General features: G+C 38.8%; 11 protein-coding genes. 5 read left to right on the forward strand and 6 right to left on the reverse strand.

Going from position 1 to position 11187, the window contains the following annotated elements:
* The first annotated feature begins 4 nt into the window (after positions 1-4).
* Both BFP77_RS08885 and BFP77_RS08890 read left to right on the forward strand, forming a co-directional pair.
* Positions 5-769, forward strand: coding sequence for a DUF4331 family protein (locus BFP77_RS08885; RefSeq protein ID WP_099573677.1), 765 nt, complete (start codon positions 5-7; stop codon positions 767-769).
* Between the two features lie 92 nt (positions 770-861).
* Complete coding sequence (locus BFP77_RS08890) at positions 862-2139, forward strand: tetratricopeptide repeat protein (RefSeq protein WP_099573678.1); 1278 nt, start codon at positions 862-864, stop codon at positions 2137-2139.
* A gap of 396 nt (positions 2140-2535) precedes the next feature.
* Here BFP77_RS08890 and BFP77_RS08900 read toward each other — a convergent pair whose 3' ends face one another.
* Positions 2536-4785, reverse strand: coding sequence for an efflux RND transporter permease subunit (locus BFP77_RS08900; RefSeq protein WP_099573680.1), 2250 nt, complete (start codon positions 4783-4785; stop codon positions 2536-2538).
* A gap of 109 nt (positions 4786-4894) precedes the next feature.
* Between BFP77_RS08900 and BFP77_RS08905 the strand changes: the two genes are divergently transcribed.
* Positions 4895-5992 (forward strand): BamA/TamA family outer membrane protein, encoded by a 1098-nt coding sequence (locus BFP77_RS08905; protein WP_099573681.1) that lies wholly within the window; start codon positions 4895-4897, stop codon positions 5990-5992.
* 6 nt (positions 5993-5998) lie between these two features.
* Here BFP77_RS08905 and BFP77_RS08910 read toward each other — a convergent pair whose 3' ends face one another.
* Complete coding sequence (locus BFP77_RS08910) at positions 5999-6781, reverse strand: DUF547 domain-containing protein (RefSeq protein ID WP_099573682.1); 783 nt, start codon at positions 6779-6781, stop codon at positions 5999-6001.
* 216 nt (positions 6782-6997) lie between these two features.
* On the opposite strand from BFP77_RS08910, the gene BFP77_RS08915 reads away from it, so the two are divergent.
* Positions 6998-7702, forward strand: coding sequence for a TIGR04283 family arsenosugar biosynthesis glycosyltransferase (locus BFP77_RS08915; RefSeq protein WP_099573683.1), 705 nt, complete (start codon positions 6998-7000; stop codon positions 7700-7702).
* Positions 7695-8756, forward strand: coding sequence for a VOC family protein (locus BFP77_RS08920; protein WP_099573684.1), 1062 nt, complete (start codon positions 7695-7697; stop codon positions 8754-8756). Before BFP77_RS08915 ends, BFP77_RS08920 begins: the two co-directional genes overlap by 8 nt.
* A 10-nt stretch (positions 8757-8766) precedes the next feature.
* On the opposite strand, the gene BFP77_RS08925 is transcribed toward BFP77_RS08920, so the two are convergent.
* The 4 genes from BFP77_RS08925 to BFP77_RS08940 form a co-directional block, all read right to left on the reverse strand.
* On the reverse strand, positions 8767-8952 hold the full coding sequence (locus tag BFP77_RS08925; RefSeq protein WP_099573685.1) for a hypothetical protein: 186 nt from the start codon (positions 8950-8952) through the stop codon (positions 8767-8769).
* Between the two features lie 43 nt (positions 8953-8995).
* Entirely contained in the window at positions 8996-9796 is an 801-nt protein-coding gene (locus BFP77_RS08930; RefSeq protein ID WP_099573686.1) for an anti-sigma factor, read from the reverse strand.
* Positions 9797-10330 (reverse strand): RNA polymerase sigma factor, encoded by a 534-nt coding sequence (locus tag BFP77_RS08935; RefSeq protein WP_099573687.1) that lies wholly within the window; start codon positions 10328-10330, stop codon positions 9797-9799. It lies immediately after the preceding gene.
* Positions 10331-10404: 74 nt separating this feature from the next.
* Complete coding sequence (locus BFP77_RS08940; RefSeq protein ID WP_099573688.1) at positions 10405-10995, reverse strand: superoxide dismutase family protein; 591 nt, start codon at positions 10993-10995, stop codon at positions 10405-10407.
* Positions 10996-11187 lie beyond the last annotated feature (192 nt).

Genomic DNA, 11187 nt, shown 5'->3' on the forward strand with positions numbered 1-11187 from the left:
AAAGATGAAATTAGATACAATAAAATACATATTCTTATCATGTTGCGCAGTAGCGGTTTTAGCGTCTTGTAATAATGATGATGACCAAGTAGCAATGAACGAACCTACTTGTACGGACGGCATAATGAACGGTGATGAAACCGGTGTAGATTGTGGCGGAACCACCTGTGAGCCTTGCGAGGTAGCAATGATGGAACCAGATTTTTCTGGAACATTTGTTCAGGTAGATTTTATGGGAAGACCAGGAATCAACACGGTTCTTAGTGCAGACGGCACTATTAAGGATGCCCATAACTTAGCTATTCCGTCGGAGATGGGAGCTATTTTTCAAGCTGACTTTGAAGCGAGATTAGAAGCATATCATGATGTATATGCCGGTTTGTTAGGAGCAGACCCTGCCGATGTAAATTATGAGAACAATATTCTTGGTTTGGATGCCGCTACGCTTACCGGCTATTTAGCTGCCGATGTTCTAGAAGTAGCACCTAATTTACCTACCACATACTTTAATCCTGGAACGGATGCTGATATGGACGGGAGAATTCTTGTTCCAGACGGAGATGAGGTAGCCCTTACAGGTAGAACTCCGCAAGATGATGTTATCGATGTTTCATTGATTCTATTATTCGGAGGAATGGAAGGAGACAGGTTCAGCGGACAAGATACGGATATGGATGGTGTTCAGGATTTACCGAGATTAACTTCAGACGGTGTTGGGCTTACCGCTGATATTACTACAACATTCCCATATTTGGGAGCTCCTGAATAAGACTATGAAAAAGGAGTTTAGGGAGGGCAGTCAAAGCCCTCCCTTTTATTACGAGTAAAGAGTACATCCAAAAAAACAATAAAAACGAAAAAATGAAACCTATAATTTATATGCTATTTAGTTTTCTATTGCTTTCGTGCAATACCAAAAATAAAAACGATATAGCACAATCTAATGACTACGATAAATATTTAATTACAAACCCTACGGACACTACCTCAAAGTATTTTGAGCTATGGAACAAAAAGATACGTCCGGACAGCATGCAACTTACCAGTTTCGGAATAGTCGGCGGCGAGTACAATAGATACTTTAAAGAAACCGGTGATATTAGCTTCTTAAAAAAGTCGGAACAAAGTTTACAAAGAGCCGTTGATATTGCAGCAATCGGTAAAGAGGGTTATTTAAGGGCTTTGGCAAGAAATTATATCTCCCAACATAGATTCAGGGAAGCACTGGAAATGGCACAGCAGGCAAAGGAATTAGGCGGTGGTCTAAAGGACTCCCATAGCCTTCTCTTTGATGTCCATATGGAATTAGGAAATTATGAGGTAGCGGAGGAATACTTGGGGCGCATAAAAAACATGTCAGATTTCGGTTATCTCATTAGAGTAGCCAAATGGAATGATTACAAAGGAGATTTGGATACCACAATTGCCTTCATGGAAAAGGCAAAAGAAAAGGCAGTGGCTTCCAAGAATAAAGAATTAATGCTCTGGAGCTTTACAAATATCGCCGATTACTATGGTCATGCGGGCAGAATACAGGACTCCTACCAACATTATCTAAAGGCATTGGCCTTGGATGAGAATAATGCGTATGCAAAAAAGGGAATAGCTTGGATTGCCTTTTCCCACGATAGAAACCCTGACGAGGCTATGCGCATATTAGATTCAATAACCAAGACGTATAGTGCTCCTGATTACTTTCTATTGAAAGCGGAAATTGCAGATTACACCAATGATGACTTAAACCGTATGACAAATTTAGACCGCTATTTTTATAGTGTTCAAAATGACGCCTATGGAGAAATGTATAATGCCTACAACATTGGTCTTTATTTGGAAGAAACAGCGCAATACGAAAAAGCCTTGGAGCTAGCACAAAAAGAGGTCGCAAACAGACCTACACCAGAATCATTTAGCTTATTGGCCTATACCAATCTCAAAATGGGAAAGAAAGATGCGGCAATGAAAATAATTGATGACGAGGTTTTTGGTAAAACCTTTGAACCTGCCTTACTCTACCATGCAGCTGAAATTTACAAAGCAAATGGAGTTACGGATAAAGTAAAAGAACTTAAGGGAGAGTTGCTAGGCGCTATTTATGAGCTTGGCCCCACTATGGAAAAAAACATCCAGAATTTGTAGTTTTTTGCCCCTCCCGAATATCAAAGAATTGCCCTTCCGCGGTGTTCGGGATTTACAACTGGATAGTTTTTAGGTTGGATTGTTTTTTTGGAAAGCGCCACGGTCTTTAGACCGTGGCGTTTTTAAATGATGCATTTCATCGAAAATTAAGCTTTCCTTAAGACTGGTATGGATGAAATGCATATATTTATCGACCAAATGCATATTTTGGATTTTTAAGGAAGCCCCAAGCCACTTAAAATAAGAATTGAATTTAACCAAAGTAGACCGCTTAAAATTATAATGTTATGGAATATCTTCTTTTTTCTTTATGGATATTAGCAATGGCTGTAATGGTAGGCAAAAGCATAATTGCATACCGCGCACTTCAAAAAACACTGAATAGAAAAAACAGTATTATTTAGTCTTTAACAATTTTCTTATTAATACGGGTAGTAGTAAAAGGTCCAGGACAAGGGCGGTTACCAAGGTTACACTTATAATGAGTCCGATGGTTATACTGGGTTGATGAATGGAGAAAAGCATAACCAGAAAACCAAAAAAGAGTATAATGGTCGTTATCACCAAGGCTCTACCGGTTTGTATAAAAGTTTTTTCAAGTGCTTTTTCCTGTGATAGTCCTTGAGCTATTCCCAGTTTGTACTTTCCGAGAAAATGAATGGTATCGTCCACGGCAATACCAAAAACGATAGCGAAGACTACGGATAAAGATGCCTCTAAAGGAATTCCCAAGAAACCTAGAATACTACCGGCAAATACAATAGGCAGTAAATTAGGAACCAAGGATATAAGAAACATTTTAAAGTTTCTGAAAACGAGGACCATAATAACGCCTATGACAAGTAACCCATATAATAATCCCTCTAACAAACTTGTGCGGATATATTCTGAATTTTTATCCAACAACATACTTTTCCCCGTAACCTTCACCTTCACCAAGCTCGAATCTAGTTCTCTTGCGGCAAAATCATCTATCTGCTTATAAATCACCATAAGACTATCCGTGCCTACGTCTTCCAGTTTTCCATTTATTCTCGCTATTTGCTCCGTAGAATTTACAAAGCGGGCTAGTTGTTTACGAGCTAGCTTTTTCGCGTCTTTTTTATAGCGCTCAAAAAGAATTTCGTTCTCTGGAAGCGCAAAATATTCCGATTTATTTAAATGATGCGCCTTATTGATAATTTTGTAGGGTAGGTTGGCAGACTGCAGATTACCAATGCTCTTTATCTCTTTTAGGTAGGTCGTGAGTTTCTCTATTTCTTGCGCAACGGAAAAATCCGTGACCTTAGCGCTACCCTCTGACATAACCGCAATTTCTAGGGGTCTAAACCCTGCATAGTTTTCTTGAAAAAAGTTAAAATCCGCTGCTATTTTGCTCTCGTTGGGTAGCGTTTGCTTAAACTCATAATTTGTGCTGATAAGATTAATACCAATAATACACAACAACGTAAAAACTAGTGTTCCATAGAGTATGGCTTTTGGATGGTTTCTCGTAAACACGTTAATCCGAAGTAGATAATTCACCCATTTCTTGGAAATACTTTTTTGACCAATGAGTACCTTTTCGGGTATGCTTATTAAAAGGGAACCTGTAAAAAAAATCACCGTTAAATAGGCCACTATAACACCCATAGCAGCATTAATCCCAAAATCTTGGATACTTACCAGCCTCGAAGATAGCAAGGTAATAAAACCAATGGCAGTGGTAAGCGAGGTCAGTAACGTGGTGAGCCCTACTTCCTTTAGTGAGGAAGCTATAGCGGTATATTTATGGAGTCCGTTCTGTATTTTTCTAATAAAGCTATCCGTGATGTGAATCACGTCAGAAGTACCCACAATGAGCATCAATACCGGATAGAAGGCCGCCATGGCGTTTAATTCTTTTCCCATAACCGATAACAAGCCAAGAAAAAGTAAAAGCGAAAGTCCAATGGATAACACCGAAATGAATACCACAGGGATGCTTCTGTAGACCAATAGTAGTATGGTAAAAACCAGAATACTGGCAACAAGGGTCGTTTTAAGGACTTCACTCTTTTGCATCTCTACAATGGCTTCATAAAAAAAAGCCCTGCCTAGAATATGGTAATCGTTTAGTTCGTTGGCCTTAAGCGCCTTACGTAACTGGTTCAGTAATATTTCAGACTTCTCATAGTCTAGATTATCAATGGTTTGTAATGCCACGACTAAAGAAGTTCCTTTCTCGTCTATAAGTGCATTCACGAACAATTCATCTTCCTGTATTTTTAACCAATCTTTTGCATATTTATTTTTATCGTCCTTATGAATTATAGGGAGAGTGGTGTAACCAAATGAGGTTTTTAATGGATAAGAAAGTGTTGTTATAGACGAGCTCTCGGTAACAAAATCAAAAGTTTTACTTTCCTCGGAAAACTGATGGAATCTATTTAGAAATCCCTGTTCAAAAACGGTGCTATCACTTTTAACGGCGACCAATAAAAAGTTGTCATCCGTTCCAAATTCTGCAACATAGTCTTGATAAAATTCCAAATCGGGGTCCTCTTCTGGAAAAAACTGGCTAAAATCGAAAGAGAATTTCAAATTTTCCAGAACGGAGGCAGACAGTATGCCCAGGCCTATGAACAGAACGATGAATATTTTTTTTAAAATAGAAAAGCTGTTCATGAAATGCGGATGGGGCCTTTAGTCTTAATCCTCTGCGAAATTAATCAAACTAGAACAGTTTTCTCCTAAAAAAACTCTTCAAGCGAGAGGAAGTTGGTAAATTGTAACGATGAAAAAGAATTACTTGGCTTTGGTACTAATTTGTGCTTTGATGTACCCGTTATCAGCAATAGCTCAAAAACGGACCAAAAAGGTCAGAGACAGCACTAAAAACTTTCAATTAACGGCACTTCCGGTCTTATTTTTTCTTCCGGAAACGGGGCTTGGTTTTGGTGGCTTGGGACTTTCCACTTTTCGTTTGAAAGGAGAGCCTAAAGAATCCAGACCAAGTTCGGTGCAGTTGGGCCTAACTTTTACAAGTAAAAAGCAGTTGTTGTTCTTTATGCCCTTTGAAATTTATTCAGATAATGAAAAGTGGCGTTTTATAGGGGAATTAGGATACTACCAATACTTCTACAACTATTATGGTAGGGGCGTTAACTCACAGGAAGAAGATTTAGAAACCTACGATGCAGATTTCCCCAGACTACGTTTTTCGGCGTTGCGAGAAGTCTTTCCCGGTATTTCCATCGGTATGGGTTACGAGTTTGACGGTTACAACGTAATTAATTTGGAACCTGATGGATTACTGGATAATTCTAACGAAATTGGAAAAGATGGAGGTACGGTATCCAATCTTGGCCTAGTGGCCTTTTATGATACCAGAGATAATATATTTTTTCCCACGAAAGGCTTTTTTCTTCAAACTAGTGCTTTCACTGCCATGAAATTTCTGGGCTCTTCTTTTGCCTACAGTAAATTGGAAATTAACGCTAGTTATTATAAACAATTGAAAGGGAACCATATTTTAGCCAGTAATGTATTTCTTGGCACAAGAAGTGAGTATGCACCTTTCCTTGATTTAAATTCTTTAGGAACTAGACGTACAAGAGGGCACAATGCCAGACGTTTTCAAGATAATGCAGAACTCAGTGCGGTGGTAGAGTATCGGTTTCCTATTGCCGGTAGATTCGGAGGGGTGCTTTTTGGCTCTACAGGAACCGTTTCTCCAACTTTGGGAGATACTTTCTCTTCTGGATTCAGAAATGCCGTAGGTACTGGTTTGCGGTATATCGTGAATAAAAAGGAAGGTACACGTATCCGAGTGGATTATGGAATTTCATCCGAGGGCGGACAATTTTATTTTACGATTAACGAAGCATTTTAACTTCAACTATAACTCAATATAGTTATCCAAATCCAGAGTCCAGTCGTAATTTTTATAGGTTATATCAATATCCTTAGTGGTTGGAATAAGGTTCAGATTCTTAAGTATTTTCTTAACACCACTTTTGCCACCAAAATCCCCTCTAAACCAACTGAATAATGAAGTCACTGCCACCTCTTTTTTAGAAGCATCGTAGATGGTGGAACCAGATAGGTAATTTTCGGTACCCTTATCAAACTGTTCATCAAGTCTTTCCCATTCGTAAATAGCCACCGGAGGGCAATCCTTGGCACCACAGTTAAGCGCAAAATGTATTCGGTAATCCCTCTTGTCCACTCTGAGTTTGCGTTCCAACTTATTCGGAAACCATTTTCTAATGCGTCCAAGACCATACTCCCATTGCGATTTTCTAATGATGCCATGTTCTATTTTAGCAAATGATATCGTATCGCCAGCAATGGGTATTTGTTCGTTCTTGAAAAAACTACCCCTGTCTTCATAAAGTTTAGGATTGTCCTTGAGTATGTCTAAAATGTAGGCATTATAAACATTTACCCAAAAAGCCAATTTTTTTTGATCGTTGTCTAAGGCTAGTTCTAGGTCCTTAAGAGTAGAATTTGCGAATACACCGCGTATTTCTTTAGTATCTTCACCGTTCAAAGCTTGTGCTAGGAATTTTTCAGATAATTCATTGTAATCAATGTTAGCTGCACTTTGAGCAGTGACATTGTTTTTGCAGGCAACGAGCATGATAGCTAAAAGAGAAAAAACAAAATAGGAGTTCTTCATGATATTTTACTTAATATATTTTCACTTACGTAAAGATAATGTTACAGGTTTTGAAAATGAGTCGAAAAAACATGCAAACCTTTCATTCTAAATTATGGCTTTTTTAATTGGAAATTTAGAACCCTTTTCATTCTTATTACGTAGATTGAAATGAATTTTATGCAAACCTTTTATCTTAAACCGTTCCAATGGACAGTTTCCCCAAGATAGTATTTTATGATTAGTATAATAATACCTGCACACAAAGAAAAATCCAACCTTATACAATTGGTGACATACCTTGGAGATATGGATAATTCAGGTTTCTATGAAATTATTATCGCCCAGTCCCCGGATTGTTGTGAGGACATAGCCAAGATTGCGAACGGAACATCTGTTCGCTTGGTAAAATGTGAGAAGAAGGGAAGAGCCTGTCAGATGAACGAGGGAGCCGAGCATGCCAAGGGAGAGATAGTAGCTTTTTTACATGCCGATGTAAGACCTCCAAAGGACTTTCTAAGTAATATAGAAAGTGCTCTTGCTACGGGGTTTGATGCGGGATTCTTTTCCTACAAGTTTGATAAAGATAATTTTTGGCTTGGAATCAACGCATTTTTCACCGCTAAGGACGGTTTGTTTACGGGTGGTGGTGACCAATGCCTTTTTATTCGAAAATCGGTTTTTAAGAAACTTGGTGGATTTGATGCGAAACAAGTACTCATGGAAGATTTTGAGTTTTTCAAGCGCATGAAAAAAAATAAGATTCCATATACTATTATTAAAAATGACCTTGTGGTATCTGCCCGTAAATATGAAAGTAATTCTTACCTCAGGGTAAACCTCTCTAATTTACTTTTGGTCATACTTTTTAAATTGGGATATCCTAGCCAGAAGCTTAGGTTCCTTCACGATAAATTACTCCGCACCCCGTATAATGGATGAAAGCATAAACGGTATTCAACAAATAGGAATTGGTGTCCACGATACCAAAACGGTATTTAACTGGTACCGAGAACACTTAGGATTTGATATTCTGTTGTTCAAAGATGAAGCTACGGCCTCCTTAATGACCAAATATACCTTAGGCGAACCTCAAAGAAGAGATGCATATTTGTCCTTAAATATGCTTGGTGGCGGAGGACTGGAAATTTGGCAGTTTAAAGACCGGGTAGCGCAAGGGCCAGAGCATGAGATTTTATGGGGAGATTTAGGCATCAACGCGATGAAGGTAAGAACGGTCGATATTAACAAAAGTCATTCTCAAATTTCCGATTTGAAACTTTCTGGTATAACCAATATCACAAAGTCAAGTTACGGGGAGTTATACTTTTACTTTAACGACCCTTGGAACAATAGGGTGCAGATGGTTCAGGATTCTTATGCATTTGGAAGCAGTAAAACAGGCGTTGGGGGCGTTCTGGGTGCCGTAATCGGAGTTTCTGATATGGATACTTCCACTCTTTTCTATAAAAATTTCTTGGGCTATACCGATGTCGTGTGCGACGAAGAAATAGTGCTTTCCGCTAATACCGCGAATACTATTAAAGAACGGTTTAGAAAAGTGGTCATACGACATTCTAGAAAAGAGATCGGGGGCTTTGCAGAATTACTCGGACCAACTCAGATAGAACTGGTGCAGGCCTTGGACCGGCAACCCAAAAAAATCTACAAGAATAGACTTTGGGGAGATTTAGGTTATATCCATATCTGTTTTGATGTTCAAGGTATGGACAGCTTAAGGAAGAAGGCCAAGGCCATGAACAATCCTTTTACCGTTGATAGTGCGCAGAGCTTTGATATGGGAGATGCTGCAGGACACTTCAGCTATGTAGAAGACCCCGATGGAACGTTAATTGAACTCGTGGAAACCCATAAAGTTCCTATTATTAAGAAATTGGGACTGTACCTAAGTTTGAAAAATAGGAAAGCGAACAAACCTTTGCCAAAATGGTTGGTTAAGACGCTTCGTTTTCATCGAATCACCAAGAATCTCTAAAAATTCTTTATTATTCTTGAGACTTTGTGGTACGGATAAGGCCAATACCTGAAAAGAAAAAAATAGCTCCCAATACGCCGTAAACGATCAAGGCTTTGGTGGTTCCGGTACTATTACCGAATAAAATTGCTGCATACACAAGTCCGCCGATACCCAAAAGGGTTAATACGGTTCCAAAAAGTTTCTTTAAATCCATGGCGGAAAAATAAGAAAATTTCTGTTCGGGAAAAAAATTATTATTAGGAAGCCGATACCGCACCTAATGTATACAACTGTTCCAATGTGGGCGACTCGCTACCACCTGCCGGTTCTAGCGTAATTCCAAACGCTTCGGAATCGTTAGGATTTTCTAGCGTAAAAATTTTGTTTTCATCAGCATCAAAATTCTCTAGAAGCCCCATGTTAGTGGGAGTTAGAGGAGATAGTTTTAGCGACCAGACTTGATAAACAAAACCATCTGGGGGTTCGGGTAAACCTTGTACGTCGATAAACACTTTCTGTTCTTTTTTGTTCCAATAAGCTTTGGCATAGGATGTGGGGGACACTTCTTGGCCACCTAAAGGAATAACGGAAATATCCTTGTCTCTCAGGGTGGTTAATAATTCTTTTGTCTTTTCCGAGGAAGTACCAGCATTAGCTATTTGCTCTTCTAACATTAGGTTCTGTTGTTCAACGAGCTCTAGTTCAGATTTTAATTTGTCATTCTGATTATAGGTCCAAAAGAGTCCTATAGCCAGAAGAATAGAGGCTGCCCAACCAAGATACTGTGACCAGTCAGTACTGGATTTTTCTATCGGTATAACCTTTGTTTTGGTCTTGTAGAGACCTAAATAATCCGCTATCCTCTCAAACTGATGTGCTTTTACGACAGTAGCCTCTTTAGTAAGTCGCAATATAGCTGCCTCAATAGCTTCAATTTCAGCCTCAATGGCAGGATACTCCTGGGCATAGGCGATTATTTCCAGATTTTCTTTTTCTGAAAGTACCCCTGCAACATAAAGTTCCAGTATTCCTGATGCTATGTACTTTTCTACATCCATTTACTTGACATCCATAGTTTCCCTCAATTGGGAAATACAACTTCTATTTCTTGTTTTAACCGTTCCCACTGGTATTTCTAATTCCTCGGCTGCTTCTTTCTGAGTATATCCTCTAAAATATAGGAGTTCTATTATTTGAACACATTTTTCATTAAGATTTTTTACCATTTTTCTGATAGCAGAGGTGTCTATACCATCCTCTGTATCTTCTTTGTGGGCTAAAATACCTACGAGATAATCTGCGGAAAGGTTCTTTTTTTGATTTTTATACGACCTACTGCGTACTTCATCGATAGCGGCATTTCTGGCAATGTTCAGTATCCAAGTAAAGAAGCGCCCTTTGGAAGAATTGTAGCTTTCGGCATTATTCCAAATTTTCACGAATACATCTTGGCAAATTTCCTGCGACCTACCTTCGTTACGCACAATGGTTTCAATAACACCACAGATATTATCTGAATACATGCCATAGAGAATTTCAAAGGCGGAGGCGTCCTTGTTCTTAAAACGTTCTACTAAAGCATCTAACTGCATATTTTTTGCTATCTAAGAGGAGAATAAATAAAAAAGCTGCTCTGTGAAGCAGCGTTTTTTAAAAAGTACTGTAATTATTGAATTATTCCTGTACAACTTACCCTGGCCCCGGCAGCACCACTAGGTTGTGACGTGAAATCATCGATTCCTTGATGCACGATAACCGCTTTACCAACAATATTTTTATTCTCGTCCTCACATCCAATACACCATTGATCCGTTTCGAACTCTTTTACCGCATTACCGTCTGCATCAGCAACAAAATTTCCGATATCTCCTTTGTGATATCCTTCTTCAGCACCCCATTTACCATGTGGTTCGTTAGTAGGGTTCCAGTGACCGCCTGTTGATTTTCCGTCCGCGGAAGAACAATCTGCTGTTTGATGAATATGTATGGCATGCTCACCTTCGGTCAGACCACTTAAATTGGCCATCATTTTTACCGTACCGTTTTCTTCGGTAAAGGTAACCTCACCCTTTACATCACTATCGCTCTTGGGTTCCATCATAAATTTGATGCTCTGAGCCATTACCTCTTGTTTTACCTCCTCAACGGCTTCTTCCATTTCATCGGCCGCATCGTTAGTTTCTTTTTTTACCTCTTTACAACTTACGACCGCTAATAGCGACATGGCTGCTAACGGTAACTTAAATATTATTTTCATTTTCTAGTGTTTTTATATTTTCTAAGTTCAAGTCATAAGTGCAACATGCATATTTAAAATACTTGGGGCTAGCCCCAAGTATTTTAGGTTCAATATTTATATTGATCTTGCATGAAACATTACAAACAATTGACCCTATCTCAAAGGTATCAAATTCAGAGTCTTTTACAAGTCGGATTTACTCAAACCCAA

Source organism: Maribacter sp. 4U21, from assembly GCF_002742365.1.
Classification (GTDB): Bacteria; Bacteroidota; Bacteroidia; order Flavobacteriales; family Flavobacteriaceae; genus Maribacter.

Excerpts from the sequence above, each read along its gene's own strand:
- BFP77_RS08905 (WP_099573681.1), top strand. The coding sequence starts at position 4,895 with ATGAAAAAGAATTACTTGGCTTTGGTACTAATTTGTGCTTTGATGTAC.
- BFP77_RS08890 (WP_099573678.1), top strand. The coding sequence starts at position 862 with ATGAAACCTATAATTTATATGCTATTTAGTTTTCTATTGCTTTCGTGC.
- BFP77_RS08915 (WP_099573683.1), top strand. The coding sequence starts at position 6,998 with ATGATTAGTATAATAATACCTGCACACAAAGAAAAATCCAACCTTATA.
- BFP77_RS08900 (WP_099573680.1), bottom strand. The coding sequence starts at position 4,785 with ATGAACAGCTTTTCTATTTTAAAAAAAATATTCATCGTTCTGTTCATA.
- BFP77_RS08930 (WP_099573686.1), bottom strand. The coding sequence starts at position 9,796 with ATGGATGTAGAAAAGTACATAGCATCAGGAATACTGGAACTTTATGTT.
- BFP77_RS08940 (WP_099573688.1), bottom strand. The coding sequence starts at position 10,995 with ATGAAAATAATATTTAAGTTACCGTTAGCAGCCATGTCGCTATTAGCG.
- BFP77_RS08925 (WP_099573685.1), bottom strand. The coding sequence starts at position 8,952 with ATGGATTTAAAGAAACTTTTTGGAACCGTATTAACCCTTTTGGGTATC.
- BFP77_RS08935 (WP_099573687.1), bottom strand. The coding sequence starts at position 10,330 with ATGCAGTTAGATGCTTTAGTAGAACGTTTTAAGAACAAGGACGCCTCC.
- BFP77_RS08920 (WP_099573684.1), top strand. The coding sequence starts at position 7,695 with ATGGATGAAAGCATAAACGGTATTCAACAAATAGGAATTGGTGTCCAC.
- BFP77_RS08910 (WP_099573682.1), bottom strand. The coding sequence starts at position 6,781 with ATGAAGAACTCCTATTTTGTTTTTTCTCTTTTAGCTATCATGCTCGTT.
- BFP77_RS08885 (WP_099573677.1), top strand. The coding sequence starts at position 5 with ATGAAATTAGATACAATAAAATACATATTCTTATCATGTTGCGCAGTA.